Source organism: Streptomyces sp. NBC_00091, assembly GCF_026343185.1.
Taxonomy (GTDB): domain Bacteria; phylum Actinomycetota; class Actinomycetes; order Streptomycetales; family Streptomycetaceae; genus Streptomyces.
Genome location: NZ_JAPEMA010000002.1, coordinates 620,908 through 640,551, shown reverse-complemented (window position 1 = coordinate 640,551; position 19,644 = coordinate 620,908). Strand labels below are relative to the sequence as shown.

The following is a 19,644-nucleotide window of genomic DNA, read 5'->3' as shown; positions in this document are numbered from 1 at the left end:
TGAGTTCTCCAACCAGCGCGGGGAGGCGGGATGGCGCAACCAGTTCGGGTTCGCAGGCTGACCGAGCAGGAGGGCCAGAAACTCCAGAACATTGTCCGGCGGGGCAGTACCAGCTCGGTACGGTTTCGGCGCGCGATGATGCTCCTCGCCTCGGCTGGCGGCAGCACCGTCCCGGTCATCGCACGGCTCGTCCAGGCGGACGAGGACACCGTCCGTGATGTGATCCATCGCTTCAACGAGATCGGGCTCGTATGCCTGAACCCTCGGTGGGCGGGAGGCCGTCCCCGCCTGCTCAGTCCTGACGACGAGGACTTCGTCATCCAGACGGCCACCGCCCGACCGACCCAGGTCGGCAAGCCCTTCACCCGCTGGTCTATCCGCAAGCTCGCCGATCACCTGCGACGCAACATAGCCAGGCCCGTCCGGATCGGCCGCGAAGCCCTGCGGTGCTTACTGGCCCGCCGCGGGATCAGCTTCCAGCGCACAAAGACCTGGAAGGAATCCCCGGACCCGGCCTTCGACGCCAAGCTGGACTGGATCGAGTACGCGATCAACGAACGGCCGGACCGCACGTTCGCGTTCGACGAGTTCGGCCCGTTGGGCATCCGACCCACTGCCGGCTCCTGCTGGGCTGAGAAGGGCCACCCCGACCGCCTTCCGGCGACCTACCGCCGCACCCACGGCATCACCTACTTCCACGGCTGCTACTCGGTCGGCGATGACCAGATGTGGGGCGTCAACCGGCGCCGCAAGGGCATTGACCACACCTGGGCGGCGTTGAGAACGATCCGAGCCACCCGCCCGGACGGCGCCCCGATCTACGTGATCCTGGACAACCTCTCCGCCACCTCAACTGGAGAATCCGCAGGTGGGCGGCGAAGAACAAGGTCGAGTTGTGCTTCACCCCGACCTACGCGTCCTGGGCAAACCCCATCGAAGCCCATTTCGGACCGCTCCGTCAGTTCACCCTTGCCAACTCCCACCACCCCAACCACACCGCCCAGACCAGAGCCCTTCACGCCTACCTGCGCTGGCGCAACAAGAACACCCGCCACCCCGACGTCCTCGCCGCCCAGCGACGCGAACGCGCCCGAATCCGCAGCGAGAAGGGCATCCGGTGGGGAGGACGATCCCCCGCTGCTGCAGCCTGATCTACCGCGCGGCCTGCAACGCCGCCGCGATCTGGACGATATCCAGGTCGACGACGACCTCCTCACCGTCCCACACGCCGCGCGAGGAGATCGCCAGGCCGATGAAAGCCAGCTCAGCAGCATCGTCACGCAGTTCGTACTCTTCGCGGCTCTCCTCGCCGATCCGACCCAGCTCCTCGCGATCCCAGGCAGCGACTGCTGACTCAGCCACGGACCGAGGCAACCGCACGCTGATCTGACTGATCTGGGGATCAAGATGAGCCCCGATCGATGCCAGCACGGTCCGATCCTGCCGATACCTCACATACTGCTCGCGATCTTCCACGAGCCGAGGGTACTCAGGCCCAACCGAGCCACCGACACCAAAGCCGGTGAACGTATGCGGTCACAGCACTAGACGCTGTACCCAATGGCTCCGCTCGACCGCGCCCCCTTCGCGGTTGGGCGGGGCTATTCGTCGTTCTGGGGAAGTTCTCCAGTGACAGTGCTGCCCTCGGGACACCTTCGGCGCGGTGGGGGAGTCGGCGTGACCCGCGACGGACTGACTGTTGAACCCTCGCTAGGCGAAGCGGCGTCGTGCGTCGTCTGCCACGAAGTCACCACGGCGCCCGTAGCCGTCCGGTACGTCCCGACTGCCAGCGGGCCCGGAGCGACGCTGTGGGCCTGCCCCAGGCACGTAGAGGAGTCGCTCCCCGGCCCCATGCCCGGAGAGCTTCACTGGCCCTTCTAGGTCGCCTGAGGCAACAGGGAGCCCCGCCCGGCAGATCGTGCCGAGCGGGGCTTCGTGCTCCTCCTGCGTGATGACGGACGTGAGGTCGCGCGCGTCCTCCTCGCGCACCACCTTGCTCTTCCGTAGGTACAGGTCGATCTCTTCCGCAAAGCCCCCTCGACGCTTCACAGCGTTCCCACTGGTCATCCTAGGTGCGTATATGCGTATATGCGCATGCAGCCGACGCCGCCGACGTCGGGACCGAGGTGTGCGCCTACGGCACGGCCGTGGTGCTGGTGCCCTCCGGGAGCTGAACCGCAAGCTCCGGGAGGCTCAGGAGCCCCCGGGCTCCCGGCCGCCGCGCAGTCCCAGCGCCAGCCCGGCGATCACCACCGCCAGGCCCAGCCACACCGCCGGGCGCGGTGTCCCGCCGCCCGACAGCACCCCGGCGCCGGCCGCCGCGAGCGGGGCGATCCCGGTCAGCAGCCCCGCCCGGCCCGAGCCCACGGCCGCCACCGTGCGGTACCAGAGCAGGAAGGCCACCGCCGTCACCAGTACCGCGAGGTACCCCACGGCGGCCCACTGGCCCGCCGTCAGCTCCCCCAGGGCGGAGGGGCGTTCCGTGAGCAACGACAGCCCCGCCAGCATCACCGCCCCCATCCACACCGCGTGCACGGACACTCCCCACGAGCCGTGCCGCCCCAGCACCGGCACCGCGAGCAGGGTGAACGCCGCCTCGCAGGCCAGCGCCAGCGCCGCCCAGCCCACCCCGGCGGCATCGGTCCGCCCGGTCCCCTCGACCAGCACCGCCCCCGCGACCACCACGGGCGCCGCCAGCAGCACCCGGCGGCTGGGCCGGCGCCCCTCCAGGAGCGGGCCGACGAGCCCGAGCAGGATCGGTACGGAGGCCACGGCGACGGCGATGACGGCCGGCTCGGCGTGCGCGACCCCGCGGACGACGGCCACGTTGAACAGCACCAGACCGCCCGCCGCGATCCCGGCCAGCCACAGCCACTCCCGCCCCCGGGGAAGCGAGAGCGGCACCCGGGCGGCCCGGGCGAGGGCCACCAGGATCAGGGCGGCGGCCACGTAGCGGACCGCCTGCGCGGCGAACAGCGGGGCGTCGACCAGGGAACGGGAGATGGTGACGCTGCTGCCGACCAGCGCCATCCCGGCGATACCGGGGGCCAGGTCCCGCAGGCCGCCGGCGGGGCGCCCGGCGGGTGCGGAAGCAGGGGCGGGGGAGGAGGTGGAAGGAGAGGTGGAGGTGCTCATACCGTCCAGCCTGGAGGCACAATGGTCCGGTGAGCAGGTCCAATGAAGGCACGGCCAAGGGGTCCAAAACGGGCTCGGACTTCCTCCAGCTCGACATCGGCCAGGCCCCGCCCGGCAACCGCACCGACTGGCTCGCCGGCCGGCTGCGCGCCGCCATCGCCGACGGCACCCTGCCCGTCGGCAGCCGGCTCCCCGCCAGCCGGGTGCTCGCCGCCGAACTGCGCGTCTCCCGCGGCCTGGTGACCGAGGCCTACCAGCGGCTCGCCGAGACGGGCCAGGTGGCCGGACGCGGCCGGGCCGGCACCGTGGTCGTCGCCGCGCCGCCGCCCCCGCCCGGCCCCGCCCCGGCCGTCCCGCGCGGCGGGCTCGTGGACGCGCTGCGCGCCGTGCCCTGCCGGATCGACCTCTCGCCCGGGGTGCCCGACCTGACCGCCTTCCCCCGCGCCGCCTGGCTCCAGGCCGAGCGCCGGGTGCTCGCCGCGCTCACCCCGGCCGACTTCGGCTACGGCAACCCGCAGGGTGCGCCCGCGCTCCGGGAGGCGGTCGCCGGCTGGCTCGCCCGCAACCGCGGGATCCGCGCGGACCCCGGGGAGGTCGTCGTGGTCGCCGGGGTGGCGCAGGCCCTCGGGCTGCTCGCGCAGGTGCTGCCCGGGGCCGGCGTGCGCCGGGTGGCGGTGGAGGACCCCGGCTCGCTCGGCGCCCGCCAGCAGCTGGAACACGGCGGGCTGGACGTCGTAGGGGTACCCGTGGACGGGGCCGGGCTGGAGGTGGCCGGGCTGCGGGCGAGCGGGGCGCAGGCGGTGCTGCTGACCCCGGCGCACCAGTTCCCGACCGGGGTCGTCCTCGACGGGGAGCGCCGCCGGGACCTGCTGGCCTGGGCCGCCGGCGGGGGACTGGTGCTCGAGGACGACTACGACGCCGAGCACCGCTACGACCGCGCGCCCGTACCCGCCCTGCGGGCGCTGGCCCCCGAGGGGGTCTGCTACGCCGGGAGCGTGTCCAAGCTGCTCGCGCCCGCCCTGCGGCTGGGCTGGCTGCTGGTCCCGCGGCGCCTGCGGGACCCGGTGGTGGAGGCCAAGCGCTACGCCGACCTCGGCAACCCGGTCCTCGCCCAGCTCGTCCTCGCCCGGCTGATGGAATCGGGCGAACTGGAGCGCCACCTGCGCTTCGTACGGCGCCGCCACCGCCGCCGCCGGGACGCGATGCTGCGTGCCGTCGCCGAACGGCTGCCCGGAGCCCGGGTGCACGGGGCCGCGGCGGGGCTGCACCTGATGGTCACCTTCGACGGCGCGTCCTTCCCCGACACCGCCCTCGCCGAGGCCGCCCTGGCCCTCGGGGTCAAGACGCACCCGCTGTCCTGGCACCGGCTGCGGCCGGGCCCGCCGGGCCTCATCCTCGGGTACGCGGCCGGCCCGGTGAGCGAGATCGAGGAGGGCGTGGCCGTACTGGGCCGGGCCCTGCGGGAGTGCCGCCAAGATCATCGGCGTTGACATCGCCACGCCGGTTGCGTGTAATGGCGAGCGGTGTCGCGTGACTCCGGCCAAAGAGCAGTGGGCCGGCCGGTGATCGGGCGAACACCCTTCACTCAGGGAACCGCCATGAGTCCGTACTCCGCGCCCCGTAGTTGACGACGTAGAGCAGCCGCACGTCCGGCTCCCGCGTCCTTCGTTCGCCCGTACACCTTCCCCGGCATGCCCCGCCCCGGCGACTCCCGCTCCGCAGCGGCTCGTCGGGGGGCCGGCGGCGTGCCCCACCCCGCCCGGAGAGAGAAAACCCTGTGCCCACAGCCGTGAACGGTTTCAACCAGTCCGTCATCGAGGAGTTCCGCGCCCACCGGGGCAAGGTCGGCGGCCCCTTCGAGGGCGCGGACCTGCTCCTGCTGACCACCACCGGCGCCACGTCGGGCGCCGCGCACACCACGCCGCTCGGCTACGTCCGCCACGGCGGCGCGCTGCTGGTCGTCGGCTCCAACCTCGGCGCCCCCCGCCACCCGGCCTGGTACCACAACCTGCTCGCCCACCCCCAGGTACGGGTGGAGCTCGGCGCCGAGACCTTCGAGGCCCTCGCGGTACCCGCCGAAGGCGCCCGCCGCGCGGAGCTGTTCGACGCCGTCCTGCGCGTCGCCCCCGGATACGCCGACTACCAGGCCCGCACCACCCGCCGGCTCCCCGTCGTCCTCCTGGAGCCCGCCGAGCCCGACGGCTGGCAGTCCCCGGGCGAGGTCCGCACCCTGGCCGGGAAGCTCCTGGAGGTCCACACCTGGCTGCGGGCCCAGCTGCGCCACGTCGCCGCCGAGACGGAGGCCCACTTCGCCGCCCGCGCGGCCCACACCGGGCCGGGCCGGCCGCCGGCGCCGGGGCTCGGGCTGCAGATCCGCCAGCGCTGCCTGGCCTTCTGCCAGGCCCTGGAGTTCCACCACACCAGCGAGGACGCGCACCTGTTCCCCGGGATCGCCGTCCACCACCCGCACCTGGCGGCCACGTTCGAGCGGCTGCGCGAGGAGCACCGCACGGTCGCGCGGATCCAGGGCGAGCTGGTGGCCCTCCTGGGCCGGGTGTCCATCGCCGAACCCGAGCGGTTCCGCGGCGAGCTGGCGCGGATGACGGCGGAGCTGACGGCCCATCTCGACCACGAGGAGGAGGTGTTGCTGCCGCTGCTGGAGGAGGTTCCCTGGCCTCCGCCGCGGCCGTGAGCCGGGGGCGGCCGGAACGCGCGAAAAGTTTTTCGGAAACGGCGGCAACCGATCGGGCACTCGCGCGTCGTGCGGGGGTGAAGGGCGAAGTTCCGCGCCCTCGAACCGACCGTGGAGAACCACTGTGAAGAACCTGAAGCGCGTTCCCCTGTCCGCCCACCGGGCCGCCGTCGTCGCTGCCGCCGCCGGGGCGGTCGTCGCCCTCGGCGGGCCGGCCTTCGCCGCGCAGGGTCCTTCCGCCTCGCCGACGCCCGGCGGGCCTGCCGCGAGTGCGACGCCGAGCGCCGTCCCGGGGGTGCCGGCGGGCGGCAAGCCCAGCGCCGTCCCCTCGGTGCCGGCCGGCGAGGCCCGGCCGAGCGTGCTGCCGACGGAGCCGGCCGGTGCCAAGCCCAGCCCCGTTCCGTCGGTGCCGGCCGGGACGAAGCCGAGCGCGGTCCCCTCGCAGCCCGGCGGCGGCCGGCCGTCCGCCGTGCCCTCCGTGGCGCCCGGTTCCGGTGAGGGCAGCGAGCTCGCGCATACTGGCTCCTCGGCGACCACCATCGCCCTCGGCGCCGGAGCGGCCGGGCTCATCGCCGTCGGCGGCGGTGCCCTGTACACCGTGCGGCGCCGCGCCGGCAACTGAGGACACCCGTGCTCGACCTCGCACCGACCGCCAGCCCCCTCATGCCCGGCCTCGGCCGGGCGTGGCGGGGCCTGTGGTGGTGGCTCTCGCGCCGAGACCGCTCCGCCGCGCAGGCCGGACCCGGCGCGCCCGCGTACTCGTACTCGCACGGGCACGCGTACGGGCATGCCTACGGCGTCGGCGGGTCCGGTGCGGGGGAGTCCCCGCCCCCGGCCCCGCCGACCGTCAGCGAGCTCTACCACGCCCACCGGCTGGGCATGGTCCGCCTCGCGGTGCTCCTCGTCGACGACCTGGGCACCGCCGAGGACGTGGTGCAGGACGCCTTCACCGCCCTGTACCGCCGGTACGGGGAGCAGATCACCGAGGTGGACAACGCGCTGGGCTACCTGCGCACCGCCGTGGTGAACACCTCGCGCTCCGTGTTGCGCCGCCGGCGCACGGCCCGTGCCTGGATACCGCCGGTCACCGCCGACGTCCCCTCCGCCGAGGCGTCCGTGGTCCTGGGCGAGGCGCACCGCGAGGTGCTGGCGGCGCTGGGCAGGCTGACCCCGCGCCGGCGCCAGGTGCTGGTGCTGCGCTACTGGGCCGACATGAGCGAGGCGGAGATCGCCGAGACGCTGGGCATCAGCCGGGGTGCGGTGAAGTCGAACGCCAGCCGCGCCCTGGACGCGCTGGAAAGGATTCTGGAGGGACGGGTATGACCGGTTCTACGGGTACCACGCCCGACGGCGAACGCCCCGTGGAGCGCCGGCTGCGCCAGGCCCTGGAAGCGCGGGCCGAGGAGGTGACGGTCCGCTCGCTGCGGCCCGCCGATCCGCCCGGGCCGCACCTGCGACGGCTCTCCCCGCGCACGCTGTGGCTGCGGCGCGGGGCGTGGACCTTCGCGGGCCTGTCCGGCCTGGCCGCGGCCGCCCTGGCCGGGTACCTCGTGCTCGGCGACCCCGGTCAGCGGCCGGTCCGCCCGGTGCCGCCCGCCGCGCCGCCCGAACTCAGCCCGACCGCGCCCTCGGGCACCCCGCGGCCGAGCGTGTCGCCCTCGGCGTCGGTTTCGCCGGCCCCGGCGACCGTTCCGGCGGGGGAGAGCACACCGCCGGGCACGCCCACCGCGGCCCCCTCCAGGAGCCCGGTGCCACCGCCCCGGTCCGCGCCGCCGACCTCGGAGGTCCCTGCCGGCGGCTCCGCCACCCCCACCCCGGCGGGCGCGGGCCAGCCGGCGGGCTCGCCCAGCGCCTCGAAGCCGAGGGGCTGACACCCCCTACTGGCTGCCCCCCCCGGGTCGCGCGACCGCGTCCCCCGTGCCAGGTTGGGTACGGGGGACACAGGGGACACAGGTGCACGATGCGACAGACGACCGGGCAGCTCCGCAGAGGCCGGGCCATCGCGACGGCAGTGGCCGCCGCTCTGGTCTCCTTCGCCGTACCGGCGTGCTCCGCCGGAGCCGACGCGGGCCGCGCCACCCCGAGCGCCGCCGGCTCCCCGGCCCCCGTCCCGCCCACGGCCGGCGCCTCCACGCCGCCGACCCCGCCGCCCGCGTCCTCGTACTCCCTGTCCACCGCCCCGCGCACCGTCCCCTCCGTACGGGAGCACGTGCCCGCCCGGGGTCCCGGCTGGAAGCCCGCCCCCGGCGCGCGGGTCCTCGTCACACCCGCCGACAGCGCGGCCCTGGCCGACGAGGGGAAGCTGCTCGCCGGTGAACTGCGCCTCGGGTACGCCGAGTCGGAGCAGCCGCAGCCCGGCGACGTCCAGCTCGCCCTCGCGGCGAAGGGCTCCGGCCCGGCGGAGTCGTACACCCTCACCGTCCAGGGCGGCCGGGTCAGGATCACCGGCCCCGACGAGGCGGGCGTCTTCTACGGGACCCGCACCCTCAAGCAGGAGATACGCGGGGCCGGTTCGGCCCCCGAGGGGACGGTCAAGGACGCCCCGGCCAAGCCCCAGCGCGGGCTCAACCTCGACATCGCCCGCAAGTACTTCACCCCGGACTGGATAGAGGGGCGGCTGCGCGAGATGGCCGACCTCAAGCTCAACCAGCTGGGCCTGCACTTCTCCGACGACCAGGCCTTCCGGATCGAGTCCGACACCCACCCCGAGATCGTCTCCACCCCGCACCTCACCAAGGCCGAGGTCCGCCGGATCAACGCGCTCGCCGCCCGGCTGCACATAGCGGTCGTCCCCGAGATCGACTCGCCGGGACACCTCGGCGCCGTGCTCCGCGCCCATCCGGACCTGCAACTGCGCGACGTGCAGGGCCGGGCCGTCCAGGGCGCCGTGGACATATCGAAGCCGGCGTCCGCCAAGCTGGTGGACGAACTGCTGCGCGAGTACCTGCCGTTGTTCCCCGCAGGGGCCTGGCACCTGGGCGCCGACGAGTACCAGGCGCTGGTGGTCCGCGACCCCCAGGCCTCCTTCCCCCAGCTCGCGAGCGCCGCCCGGGCCCGCTACGGGGCCGCCGCCCGGGTGCAGGACCTGGCGACGGGCTGGCTGAACGACCGGGCGGCCGTGGTCCGGCCGTCGGGCAAGGCCCTCAAGGCGTGGAACGACGGGTTCTTCGCGGGCGGGATCGCCCGGCCCGCCCAGGACATCCAGGCCGAGTACTGGACGGGCAAGGAGATCGGCGCCCGGCCGCCGCTGGCGTACCTGGACGCGGGCCGCAAGGTGGTCAACCTCAACGACGAGTACCTCTACTACGTGCTCGGCGAGCCCAACCAGTTCACCTACCCCACCGGCCGGCGGATCTACGAGCAGTGGACCCCGCTGGTCCTGCGCGGCACCACCGCCGTCCCGGCCCGTTACGACGCGCAGATACTCGGCGGCCGTCTCGCCGTCTGGTGCGACCTGGCCGGCTCCCAGACCCCGGCCCAGGTGGCCGACGGCATCCGGCTGCCGCTGGCCGCCCTCTCGCAGAAGCTCTGGGACCCGCGTCCGCCGCAGGCCTCCTGGCCGGCCTTCCAGTCCCTCGCCGACCGCCTCGGCCCCTGAGGGGCCGAGGCGGGCTGAGGCGGGGACGCGGACGCGGACGCGTCGGCTACCAGATGGAGTTGACCCACTCCGGGTGGTCGATGAAGGGGTTGCGGTTGTGCTGGTAGGTGTCGTATATGACCTGGTTGCGGCGCTGCTCGAAGGCGTCCGGCGGGTCCATCTGGTTCCACTGCTTCAGCACGCTGATCTTGCCGAAGAGCGGGGCGGTCCCGTTGTTGACCCGGTCGTTCATCTCCAGGTCGGCGAAGCCGTCACCGCCGTCGTAGCGCACGGCCATGTACAGCAGCATCCGCGCGACATCGCCCTTGACCGCGTTGCGCGGTTCGAAGGAGTCGGCGTCGGTGAGGCTGCCGGGGGCCTCCGCCACCGGGCTGCCGCCCAGGTCGAAGTCCTTGTTGCCGCGCGTGCTGTTGACGGTGACGTCCTCGGGGCGCAGGTGGTGCAGGTCGGTGCCCGGACCGGTGGCGGTGCCGAAGTCGCCGTGGCTCTTGGCCCAGACGTGCTCGCGGTTCCAGTCGTTGGGGTCGCCGCCGTTGGTGGACTTGGACTGGGAGCGGCCCGAGTAGACGAGGATGACGTTGTTGGGGTTCGCGGGGTCCTGGTCGGTGACCTTCAGCGCGTTCCACACGCCGTCGTAGGACACCTTGGACTGGTTCTTGATGATGCCGTGCAGCGCCGTCTTGAGCGCGGCGCCGGTCTTGCCCTGGGCGGCGGCGTAGTAGTCGTCCACGCTGGTCGCGGCGGCCTGGGGAGCGGCTGACGCGGCGTCGGCGGTCGTCCGCTGCTGGCCGGCCGTGGCGGTGGCCGGTACGAGGAGCAGCGCGGCCGCGGCGAGTCCGGCGGCCCATGGGGTGGTACGGGAGATTCTCATGACGTGGGGGATACCTCTCCACAAGCACCGTCCCCGCCCTGGCAGTTGGCGGGGTGTCAGGTGGCAGAGCGAGGCTCACATTGTCATGTGCCCTACAGGTAAAAACCACATGTCGGGGGCGAAGACCTTGGTGTTTGTGCGCAGTCCGGCACGGGCACGGTAGCGGGTGCCCGCGACGGCCCGGGGCGGCCGTCAACAGCTCTGACTGGAGTGGCCCATGGCAGTGAAGATCCTCATCGTGACCGGCGACGCGGCGGAGTCACTGGAGGTGCTCTACCCGTACCAGCGCCTGCGGGAGGAGGGGTACGAGGTGCACGTCGCCGCCCCCTCGCGCAAGAAGCTGCGGTTCGTCGTGCACGACTTCGAGGAGGGCTTCGACACCTACACGGAGAAGCCCGGCTACACCTGGCCCGCCGACATCGCCTTCGCGGACGTGGATCCCGGGGAGTACGCGGCCGTGGTCGTCCCGGGCGGGCGGGCTCCGGAGTACCTGCGCAACGACCCCGAGGTGCGGCGGATCCTGGCCGCCTTCGCGGGGGACGACAAGCCGATCGCGCAGATCTGCCACGGCCCCCTGATCACCGCCGCCACCGGCGCCCTGGACGGACGGCAGGTCACCGCCTATCCGGCTCTGGAGCCCGACATGAAGGCGGCCGGGGCCGGCTTCCAGGACTCCGAGGCCGTGGTCGACGGCACCCTCGTCTCGGCCCGGGCCTGGCCCGACCACCCCGCCTGGATGCGGGAGTTCCTGACCGTGCTGCGCGGCAAGGCTCCGCTGGCGTAGGCGCCGCCGGGGAGCCGGATCCCGGGGCGGGGGCGGGCCGGAGCCCGCCGCCGCCCCGGCGTGCGTCAGTTGCCCGTGGTGACCTGGGGCGCCGGCTCGTACTTGTAGTTGGCCGGGCCGAAGTTCTTCTTCACGGCCGCTTCCCAGGAGCCGTCCGAGACCATCTTGGTGAGCGCGAGGTTGATCTTGCGCTGGAGGTCGTTGTCGCCCTTCTTGAGGCCGATGCCGTAGTTCTCGTTGCTCAGGTTCAGGCCGACCAGCTTGAACTTGCCCGCGTTGTTCTTGCGGGCCGAGTACCCGGCGAGGATGGAGTTGTCGGTGGTCATCGCGTCGACCAGGTTGTCCTGGAGGGCGACCAGGCACTCCGAGTAGCCGCCGAGCTCCAGGACGCTCGCCTTCGGGGCCAGGTTCTTGCGGATGTTCTCGGCGGAGGTGGAGCCGCTCACCGAGCACAGCCGCTTGGTGTTGAGGTCCTCGGCCTTGGCGATCGAGGTGTCGTCGGCGCGGACCAGCAGGTCCTGGTGGGCGACGAAGTAGGGTCCGGCGAATTCGACCTTCTCGCGGCGCTTCTCGTTGATCGTGTAGCTCGCGGCGACGAACTTGACCTCGTTGTACTGGATCAGCAGCTCCCGGTCGGAGCTGTAGACCTGCTTGAATTCGATCTCGTTCGCCTTGTAGCCGAGCTCCTTGGCGATGTAGGTGGCCACGTCGACGTCGAAACCGGTGAAGGTGCCGTCGGTCTCGCGCATTCCGATGCCCGGCTGGTCGAACTTGATGCCGATGGAGATGGGCTCCTTCGGGGCGTCACCACCACAGCCGGAGGCGGTGGCGGCGAGGACGATCACAGTGGCGACCGCACCGGCCTTGGGAACCTTCATGCTGAACTCTTTCCTCGGGAACGCGGGATCCCGGGGGACATCGCGGGAACGTGGGCACGTGCGGAACCGCGGGGGCGCGAGGGCACGTGTATGAGGAAGCTAGGAAGGTGACGGGCACACCGTCACTACATCTGAGGAAAACTTGAGCATAACGATCCGGCTCTGCCGAAGATTGTCCGGCGGTTCCGGCACGTGGCGGGAGAAGGGGGCCGGCTGAGGTGGCACGCGAGGCAACGGGTACGGCGAGGGTCGAGGGCAACACGCTCCTGCTGGGCGAAGGGGTACGCATCCGGTTCATCCGGACATTGCGCCTGCCCGAATCGGGTACGCACGCACTCCCGCCGGGCCTGGGGGAGTTCCCGCTGCGGAGGGTGGAGGACTACCCGGACACCGTGCCGCAGGAGTGGCGGGCGAAGGGCGGCGTGATGCTGCCGGTGTACCTGCGCGAGGCGATGTGGCTCAGCTTCGGAGGCTCGCGGGAGCCGGCCGCGCTCCAGGTCGGCGTCGGCAAGGTGTGCGCCGTCTCCGGGAAGCGGTGGACCGGCCGGCTGGCGCGCAAGCCGCAGAACTACGTGGTGCTGCCCCGCCAGCCCTGGCTCGACGGGATCAACTCCGGCGACGGGACGGTGCGCCAGTTCGTCGCCGTACCGCTGGGCCTCGGCGCCACGGTCGAGGGGCAGGTGACCGGCGAGGAGACCACCGGCGGGGTGCAGCTCCAGGCGTTCCCGCTCGGCGGGAAGGCCCTGGCCGCCTGGCGCGAGGAGCAGCGGGAGCGCGAGGCGCGCTCCCGCCCCGGCGGCGGTGCCTACCCGGCCCCGCCCGGCTCCTTCGCGTACGGGGCCGCGCCGGCGATGCCGCCGGCCGCCCCGGGTGCCGCGCCGGCCGCACCCGGCGCCGCACCCGCGCCGCCCGCCGCCCGCAGGGCGGCCGCCCCGGCGATGGGTCTCGGCGTGGGCGGCGCGATGCGCCAGGAGGTGTACCGGGACGACCGCAAGGTCTCCGACTGGGCTTCGAACCCCGCCGCGCGGGTCTTCGTCCACCTGGTGACCCCGCCCGAGTGGCGGCGCATCACCGGGGAGGACGCGCCGCCCTCACCGGTGGACCGCGCCGCCTACACCCAGGCCGGGCTGCCCTGGTACGACTACTACGACGAGACCGGCACCGACCTCCCCGCGCCCGACGCCCTGGGCCAGGTCAAGCCCGTCGGCGACTGGCTCGGCGACGACCACGCGCCCTGGACGGCGCCGACGCCCGGCCAGGTCCTGCCGCTCGGCAACGCACCGCGCCCGGGAGGGCCGGTCCAGGACGGGGACTGGTGACCGGAAGCCGGTGACGGACCGGGCCGGCCTCACCCGGAGTCGATCAAACTGGTGATCGATTCCGGGTCCCCGGGGCGCTATGATCACCGCGACAAGGCCGTAGCGCAGAGGTCGTCGCGCCCAAGCATCGAGCTGGAGGACGTCGGTTCGAATCCGACCGGTCTTGTCTCTTCTTCACGTCACGACGGAAGTCGCAGGGTCGCCGGGCGCCGGCGAAGGAACCGGTGGAATGCTGATGACACGGCCGACGCCCGTACGGTGCCCCGCAATCGAGCACCCGGACCTGCCGCTCGCCGACCCGGCGGGCCTCGACCCGCTGCTCGCCCGCCTCGCGTCGGACCGGCCCGTCGAGGCCGACGAGACCTTCCCGCTCGGCACCCTGCGCACCGACGGCCGCGTCGACCTGTGCAAGCAGGGCCTCGGCCCGGCCGGCGCGGCCCGCCTGCTGCCCGTGGCCCTCACCTCCCCGCACGCCGCGCACCTCCTCCTCGGCACCAACTCCCTGACCGACGAGGGCGCCCGCACCCTGGCGGCGGCCCTCGCCGGCGCCCACGGCAGCCACCCGGTGCACACCCTCTACCTCGGCTGCAACCGGATCGGCCCCGACGGAACCCTCGCCCTCGCCGCGGCCCTCGCCGAGGACACCACCGTCCGCGCCCTCTGGCTCAAGCGGAACCCGCTCTTCGAGGACGGCGCCCGCACCGTCGCCGCACTGCTGCGCCGCAACACCGCGCTGCGCACCCTCGACCTCGTCAACACCGGCATCGGCGTCGAGGGCGTACGCCTCCTCCTGGACGCCCTGCGCACCCGCGAGGCACCACTGGAGCGGATCTTCCTCGGCGGCAACGGCCTCACCGCCGGGGCCGCCCCGCTGCTCGCCGCCCTCATCCGCGAAGCCGGGGTCCGCGAGCTGTACGTGCCGGCCAACCACCTCGGCGACGAGGGCGCCGCGATCCTCGCCGCCGCCGCTGCGGACGCCGGCCCGCAGCGCCCCGTCCGCCTCGGCCTCGGCGGCAACGGCATCGGCGTACCCGGAGCCCGCGCGCTGGCCGACGCCCTCGGCGGCATCGAGGCCCTCGACCTCGGGCGGGCCATGTCCGAGCGGAGCCTCGGCTCCAGCGGCAACGACACCGGCGACGAAGGCGCGTACGCCCTGGCCGCCGCCCTGCCCGGCAGCCCGCTGCGCCGCCTGGAGCTGCGCCACACCGGCATCACCGGGCGCGGCGCCAAGAGCCTGCTGGCCGCCCTGCCCGAGGGCGCCCCGCTGGAACACGTCGGGCTCGGCCCCGGCACGCCCCGCCGCCTCAAGCGTTCCTTCGCCGAACGGCTGCGCCCCGCCCGGGCCTCCCACCCGGACCTGCGGGCCATCGGGAGCGTGTACCGGTGAGCGCGCCCACCGAGCTGCCGCCCGGCGCCCTCCTGCCCGAGGACGCGGCGTCCTGGCGGCGCGTCCGCCGCTACGCCGTACCCGGCTGGATGATCGAGCGGGCCACGGCGCACCGCCTGGCCGGGGACTGGCGGGCCGCCTGCGCGGCGGCCGCCGTCGAGGTGGCCTTCGACCTGCCCGCGCTCGCCTCCCGGTACGGTCCCGCCGTCGCCGGGGCGGCCGAGGACGACCTGCGCCACCTGGTGCCCGACCTGCTGCGCTGGCACCTGCCCCGGGTCCTGGGCGGCCGTACGACCCTCGCCCCGAACCGGCGCGTCCTGCTGGCCCACTACGGCCCCGGCCGGGGCGGTGACGTCCCCGCCCTCTACCTCACCACCCGCGCCATGGTGGACGGCCCGCAGCGGCTGCGGCTGCACTGCGCGCCCGTCGACCCGGCCAAGCGGCGCCACGCCTACGCCGGCTGGACCACCGAGGACTGGACCGCCGCCCGCTGGTTCTGGGACTCCCGGCACACCGCCGCACTGCGCTCCTGCGCCGGCCCCGCCGACCGGCTCCCCTTCTTCCGCGCCGACGGCACCCCGCTGGCGGCCGGCGAGCTGCCCTCCGCCGATCCCGGAGCAGGCGACCCGGCGGGACGCGCCGAGTGGGCCGCCGTGCTCCAGCAGCGCGGCGACGTCGTGGAGGCCTTCGCCGCGGCCGGGATCGAACTGGACCTGACGCCCCCCGAAGACCGGTGGGGCGCCTACCGGGGGCAGGACCCCCGGGCGGTGCTGAGCGCCTTCCCGATGGACCTGGCCCGGCTGGTCGACACGATCCGGCTCCTCACCGCGGCGGGCGCCGGCGACCGGTACTGCTTCTCCCCCGACTGGCGCGGCGGCCTGCTGCTGGAGCCCGGCGGCTCTGGCACGGCCGGCGCACTGCGCGCGCGCCTCGCGGTCCGGGACGATCTGAACACCGTGACCCGGGTGCCCCTCTACGCCTGGCAGCCGCTGCCCGACCCGTACCTCGTACGCACCGGCCGGATCACCCCGCGCGAACTGCACCCGCTCGTGTCCGCCGCCCTCTTCCCCGGGGCGGGCCCCGCGGTGGGGCCGCCCGGCCCCGCCGCGCCGCGGCCCGTGCGGGTGCGCTGCCTCGGCGAGTGGCACGAGGTGCGTTCACGGGACGGCGTACTCGAGATGCCGCACAGCGCCGGGGAGCAGCAGCGCGAGCGCGCCATGCGGGCCTTCGGCGGAGCCGTCGCCGGCTGCTTCGCCGCGCGCGACGCCTGGACCTCGGGGCAGGGCCGGCTCCCGCGCGCCCTGCGAGGCGAGCGGCGCGAGCTGTTCCAGCGCGCGCTGCACGGCGACGCCCCCGGGGTGCTCGCGCTCCTCGACGCGGGCCTCGATCCCCGTGTCCGGGACGCCCGGGGCCAGGGCCTGCTGCACCTGCTGCCCTTCCTGCCCCACGAGGAACTGCTGCCCAGGCTGCTCGCGGCCGGACTCGGCCTGGAGGACGAGGACCAGTCCCGGCGCACCCCGCTGCAGAGCGCCGTCCAGAACGGCGGAACCGCCGCCCTGGTCCGGGCCCTCCTCGCGGCCGGCGCCCGCACCGACGGGATCGACGACATGGACCTGTCGCTGGCCCAGGTGATCCGCCGCTACAAGCGCGACGACCTGGCCTTCCTGCGCGAGCTGGTGGAGGAGAGGCACCCCGGCATCGGATCCGAGTCCTACGAGGACTTCATGGACGAGCGCGAGGAGTGGGGCGACGACGACGAGGACTACGACGACGACGGCTACGCGGCCGTCGGTGACGCGGCCGTCGGTGACGCGGCCGTCGGCGACGACGGGGGAGCGCACGAGTGACCACCGCACGACAGCGTCCCGCCCCTATGTCCGCCCTGGCCGCCGCCGACGCCCTGGGCGCCCGGCTGGACCTCACCCGCACCGAGCCCGCCGCCAACCACCAACTGGAGGCCCTCGCCCTGGCAGTGACGGCCAATCAGCCCGTACTGCTGTGGGGTGAGCCCGGGATCGGCAAGTCCGCCGGCATGGAGCGGCTCGCGGCCTGCCTCGGAGTGGGACTGGAGACCGTCGTCGCCAGCGTCCACGAGCCCTCGGACTTCGCCGGGCTGCCCATCGTCGGCGACGACCCGGCCACCACCGGCGTCCCGATGGCCCCGCCGGACTGGGCGGTACGCCTGGCCCGCACCGGACACGGACTGCTGTTCTTCGACGAGCTGTCCTCCGCCCCGCCCGCCGTGCAGGCCGCCCTGCTGCGCGTGGTCCTCGAACGCCGGGTCGGCAGCCTGGAACTGCCCGCCTCCGTACGGATCGTCGCGGCGGCCAACCCGCCCGCCAGCGCGGCCGACGGCTGGCACCTCAGCGCGCCGCTCGCCAACCGGTTCGTCCACCTGGACTGGACGCACGACCCGCGCACCGTCGCACGCGGCATGGCCGGAATCTGGCCCGAGACGGCCCTGCCCGTGGTCGACCCCGCCCGGGCCGCCGGGGCGGCGGCCCGCGCCCGGGGAGCGGTGTCCGGCTTCCTCACCGCCCGCCCCGGCCTGGTCCACCACATGCCGAACGACGCCGACGCCCGCGGCCGGGCCTGGCCCTCCCCGCGCACCTGGGAGATGGCCCTGCGCCTGCTGGCCACCGGGTACGCGGCCGGCGCGGGCCGGGAGGCGCTGTCCGCCGCGCTCACCGGAGCCGTCGGGGACGGCGCGGGCCTGGAACTGCTGACCTACCTGGAGAACCTCGACCTGCCCGACCCGGAGCGGGTGCTGGCCGACCCGGAGGCCTTCGCCCTGCCCGAGCGAGGCGACCGCCAGCTGGCCTTCCTCATCGCGGTCGTGGCCGCCGTGCAGAGCGAACTCACCCGCCCCCGCTGGGAGGCCGGCTGGACGGTGCTCGCCAAGGCCGTCGACGCGGGCGTGCCCGACGTGGCCGCGCGGGCCGCCGCCGACCTCGCCGCGATGCGGGACCCGTCCTGGCCGGTGCCCGCCGGGATCGACGCCTTCGTGGAACTGCTCCAGCTGGCCGGGGCCCTGCCCGGCGCCCGCTGACGGGGCGGGCGCCGTGCCGGAAGACCTCCCGCTCGACCGGGCCAAGCTGCTCGCCGCCCGCTACGCGGCGGCCGAGGCCCGGCCCTACCTGGCCTCGGCCCTGTACGCGCTGACGGTCGTCCCCTCGCCGGGCCCGGCGGGGGTGCGGACCATGGGCGTCGACCGGCACTGGCGCTGCTACGTCTCGCCCGGGTTCGTGGAGCGCACCCCCGTCCCCGAGCTGGCCGGCGTGTGGATCCACGAGGTGGCCCACCTGCTGCGCGACCACCACGGCCGCGCCGACCGGCTTCCGGCCGCCGACCAGCGCGATCCGGTCCGGATCAACATCGCCCAGGACTGCGAGATCAACGACGACCTCCTCGCCGACGGGCTGGAGCTGCCGGCGGGCCGCATGGAACCGGGCCTGTTCGGCCTCGCCGCGGGCGGGCTGTTCGAGGGCTACCTGTCCGCCATCCCGCCCACGCCCCCGCACGGCGTGGACTGCGGTTCGGGCGCGCACGGGGTCCGGGCGCCCTGGGAGCCCGGCGACGGCGACGGCCCCGCCCGGATCGGCCCCGTGGAGGCGCAGGCCCTGCGCCGGACGAGCGCCCAGGCCATGCGCGCCCACCAGCGCGGCCGGGGCCGGGGCAGCCTCCCCGGCGGGTGGGAGCGCTGGGCGGCGCAGGTGCTGGAGCCCGTCGTCGACTGGCGCCGCGCACTGTCGGGGGCGGTACGGGAGGCCGCCGCCTGGGCCGCGGGCGCGGTGGACTACACGTACCGGCGGCCCTCGCGCCGCACCCCCGCGCTGGGCGGCCGCGTGGTGCTGCCCAGCCTTCGCCGGCCGCTGCCCCGGGTCGCGATCGTGATCGACACCTCGGGTTCCATGGGCGACGCGGAACTCGCCGCGGCCCTCGCCGAGGTCACCGGAGTGCTGCGCGAGGTGGGCGTAGGGGGCAACCGGGTCGCGGTCCTGGCCTGCGACGCCGACGTGCACGCCGTGACCCGGGTGACCGCCGCCGGGCAGGTGACCCTGGCCGGGGGCGGCGGCACCGACATGCGCGTGGGCATCGCGGCCGCGCTGGCCGTGCCCGACCGGCCGGGCGTGGTCGTCGTCCTGACCGACGGGTACACCCCGTGGCCGGAGCGGTCCCCGTCCTGCCGGGTGATCGCCGCGCTGATCGGGGCGGACGCGCCGCAGCCTCCGGCGTGGGTGGAGACCGTACGCATCGGCCCGACGCCCTGAGGCCCGCGACGGCCTGAAGCCCCCGACAGCCTGAGGCCCGGCGGCCTGACGGGCAAGCGGAACTGGCTGGTTGTGTACGGTGGTTCGCCCGGTGGTCACGCGCACGTGACAGCATGGCGGCCGGGCATCACGGCCGAACGGGCCAAGCGGAGGGGGAGTTCGGTGAGCGGAGTACGCAAGAGCCTGGCCAAGGTGGAGATAGCGCTGCGCTGGGACCCCAGCCCCGCGGGCACCCCCGCGAACGACCTGGACATCGTCGCCGCCGTGTACGGCGCCTCCGACCCGTACGGGGAGCCCGTCTACCTCGTCCACTTCGGCAGCCGCGCCCCCGACGGCACGATCGCCCTGGGCCGGGACAGCCGCACCGGGCAGGGGTTCGGCTTCGACGAGGTGATGACCCTCGAACTGGACCGGCTGGCGCCCGAGCTGGGCCGTGTCGTGGTCGGCGTGGTCATCCAGGACCCGGGGCCGGCGGGGGAGCCCGGCCGCAAGACCTTCGCCGCCGTCGCCGGGACCGGGCTGCGGATCCGCGAGGGCTGGACCGACCTCGCCACCACCGACTTCGCGGAGCTCGCCGGGGCCTCGGCGGCCACCGTCGCCGAGTTCCTCCGCGACGCCTCGGGCGGCTGGACGCTGGACGCGCGGATGCGCGGCTTCGAGACGGACCCGCAGGAGTTCGCCCGGGTCATGGGCGCCCCGCACGGCTGAT

General features: G+C 74.5%; 17 protein-coding genes, 1 tRNA gene and 1 pseudogene. 15 read left to right on the top strand and 4 right to left on the bottom strand.

The features are described from left to right. Positions 1-30 precede the first annotated feature (30 nt). A pseudogene (locus OOK34_RS30635) lies at positions 31-1,151 on the top strand (IS630 family transposase). 1 nt (position 1,152) lies between these two features. On the opposite strand, the gene OOK34_RS30630 reads toward OOK34_RS30635, so the two are convergent. Together OOK34_RS30630 and OOK34_RS30625 are read right to left on the bottom strand one after the other, a co-directional pair. Continuing rightward, positions 1,153-1,476, bottom strand: a complete 324-nt coding sequence (locus OOK34_RS30630; RefSeq protein WP_267037416.1) for a hypothetical protein — start codon at positions 1,474-1,476, stop codon at positions 1,153-1,155. 717 nt (positions 1,477-2,193) lie between these two features. Beyond that, complete coding sequence (locus OOK34_RS30625) at positions 2,194-3,135, bottom strand: DMT family transporter (protein ID WP_267037415.1); 942 nt, start codon at positions 3,133-3,135, stop codon at positions 2,194-2,196. A 29-nt stretch (positions 3,136-3,164) separates the two neighbouring features. On the opposite strand from OOK34_RS30625, the gene OOK34_RS30620 reads away from it, so the two are divergent. The 6 genes from OOK34_RS30620 (at position 3,165) to OOK34_RS30595 (ending at position 9,425) form a co-directional block, all read left to right on the top strand. After that, positions 3,165-4,625: a PLP-dependent aminotransferase family protein gene (locus OOK34_RS30620; RefSeq protein ID WP_267037414.1), complete on the top strand. Its 1,461-nt coding sequence runs from the start codon at positions 3,165-3,167 to the stop codon at positions 4,623-4,625. A 287-nt stretch (positions 4,626-4,912) separates the two neighbouring features. Beyond that, on the top strand, positions 4,913-5,827 hold the full coding sequence (locus tag OOK34_RS30615; protein ID WP_267037413.1) for a nitroreductase/quinone reductase family protein: 915 nt from the start codon (positions 4,913-4,915) through the stop codon (positions 5,825-5,827). A gap of 124 nt (positions 5,828-5,951) precedes the next feature. Next, positions 5,952-6,449, top strand: a complete 498-nt coding sequence (locus OOK34_RS30610; RefSeq protein WP_267037412.1) for an LPXTG cell wall anchor domain-containing protein — start codon at positions 5,952-5,954, stop codon at positions 6,447-6,449. A gap of 8 nt (positions 6,450-6,457) precedes the next feature. Further along, positions 6,458-7,150, top strand: a complete 693-nt coding sequence (locus tag OOK34_RS30605; RefSeq protein WP_267037411.1) for an RNA polymerase sigma factor — start codon at positions 6,458-6,460, stop codon at positions 7,148-7,150. Further along, positions 7,147-7,698, top strand: coding sequence for a hypothetical protein (locus tag OOK34_RS30600; RefSeq protein ID WP_267037410.1), 552 nt, complete (start codon positions 7,147-7,149; stop codon positions 7,696-7,698). The genes OOK34_RS30605 and OOK34_RS30600 overlap by 4 nt, the downstream gene beginning before the upstream one ends. An 89-nt stretch (positions 7,699-7,787) precedes the next feature. Beyond that, positions 7,788-9,425, top strand: coding sequence for a glycoside hydrolase family 20 protein (locus OOK34_RS30595; RefSeq protein WP_267037409.1), 1,638 nt, complete (start codon positions 7,788-7,790; stop codon positions 9,423-9,425). Between the two features lie 46 nt (positions 9,426-9,471). Here OOK34_RS30595 and OOK34_RS30590 read toward each other — a convergent pair whose 3' ends face one another. Then, a complete protein-coding gene (locus OOK34_RS30590) occupies positions 9,472-10,296 on the bottom strand; it encodes an endonuclease I family protein (protein ID WP_267037408.1) in 825 nt (274 codons plus the stop codon). Between the two features lie 217 nt (positions 10,297-10,513). Here OOK34_RS30590 and OOK34_RS30585 point away from each other — a divergent pair, with 217 nt between their 5' ends. After that, entirely contained in the window at positions 10,514-11,080 is a 567-nt protein-coding gene (locus OOK34_RS30585; RefSeq protein ID WP_267037407.1) for a DJ-1/PfpI family protein, read from the top strand. Positions 11,081-11,145: 65 nt separating this feature from the next. On the opposite strand, the gene OOK34_RS30580 is transcribed toward OOK34_RS30585, so the two are convergent. Then, positions 11,146-11,958, bottom strand: coding sequence for a glutamate ABC transporter substrate-binding protein (locus OOK34_RS30580; protein ID WP_267037406.1), 813 nt, complete (start codon positions 11,956-11,958; stop codon positions 11,146-11,148). A gap of 218 nt (positions 11,959-12,176) precedes the next feature. Between OOK34_RS30580 and OOK34_RS30575 the strand changes: the two genes are divergently transcribed. From OOK34_RS30575 to OOK34_RS30545, 7 genes are all read left to right on the top strand, one after another. After that, on the top strand, positions 12,177-13,277 hold the full coding sequence (locus tag OOK34_RS30575; protein ID WP_267037405.1) for a hypothetical protein: 1,101 nt from the start codon (positions 12,177-12,179) through the stop codon (positions 13,275-13,277). Positions 13,278-13,370: 93 nt separating this feature from the next. Continuing rightward, positions 13,371-13,443: transfer RNA gene (locus tag OOK34_RS30570), tRNA-Arg, on the top strand. A 69-nt stretch (positions 13,444-13,512) separates the two neighbouring features. Next, a complete protein-coding gene (locus tag OOK34_RS30565) occupies positions 13,513-14,664 on the top strand; it encodes a gala protein (protein WP_267037561.1) in 1,152 nt (383 codons plus the stop codon). After that, positions 14,661-16,511: an ankyrin repeat domain-containing protein gene (locus OOK34_RS30560; RefSeq protein ID WP_267037404.1), complete on the top strand. Its 1,851-nt coding sequence runs from the start codon at positions 14,661-14,663 to the stop codon at positions 16,509-16,511. Before OOK34_RS30565 ends, OOK34_RS30560 begins: the two co-directional genes overlap by 4 nt. Positions 16,512-16,537: 26 nt before the next feature. Then, positions 16,538-17,713: a sigma 54-interacting transcriptional regulator gene (locus OOK34_RS30555; protein ID WP_267037560.1), complete on the top strand. Its 1,176-nt coding sequence runs from the start codon at positions 16,538-16,540 to the stop codon at positions 17,711-17,713. 13 nt (positions 17,714-17,726) lie between these two features. Beyond that, complete coding sequence (locus OOK34_RS30550; RefSeq protein ID WP_267037403.1) at positions 17,727-18,935, top strand: VWA-like domain-containing protein; 1,209 nt, start codon at positions 17,727-17,729, stop codon at positions 18,933-18,935. Positions 18,936-19,097: 162 nt separating this feature from the next. Next, a complete protein-coding gene (locus OOK34_RS30545) occupies positions 19,098-19,643 on the top strand; it encodes a TerD family protein (protein WP_267037402.1) in 546 nt (181 codons plus the stop codon). Position 19,644 lies beyond the last annotated feature (1 nt).

Coding starts and splice junctions, on each gene's coding strand:
- OOK34_RS30565 (WP_267037561.1), top strand. CDS start 13,513: ATGACACGGCCGACGCCCGTACGGTGCCCCGCAATCGAGCACCCGGAC.
- OOK34_RS30555 (WP_267037560.1), top strand. CDS start 16,538: ATGTCCGCCCTGGCCGCCGCCGACGCCCTGGGCGCCCGGCTGGACCTC.
- OOK34_RS30590 (WP_267037408.1), bottom strand. CDS start 10,296: ATGAGAATCTCCCGTACCACCCCATGGGCCGCCGGACTCGCCGCGGCC.
- OOK34_RS30580 (WP_267037406.1), bottom strand. CDS start 11,958: ATGAAGGTTCCCAAGGCCGGTGCGGTCGCCACTGTGATCGTCCTCGCC.
- OOK34_RS30595 (WP_267037409.1), top strand. CDS start 7,788: ATGCGACAGACGACCGGGCAGCTCCGCAGAGGCCGGGCCATCGCGACG.
- OOK34_RS30585 (WP_267037407.1), top strand. CDS start 10,514: ATGGCAGTGAAGATCCTCATCGTGACCGGCGACGCGGCGGAGTCACTG.
- OOK34_RS30625 (WP_267037415.1), bottom strand. CDS start 3,135: ATGAGCACCTCCACCTCTCCTTCCACCTCCTCCCCCGCCCCTGCTTCC.
- OOK34_RS30600 (WP_267037410.1), top strand. CDS start 7,147: ATGACCGGTTCTACGGGTACCACGCCCGACGGCGAACGCCCCGTGGAG.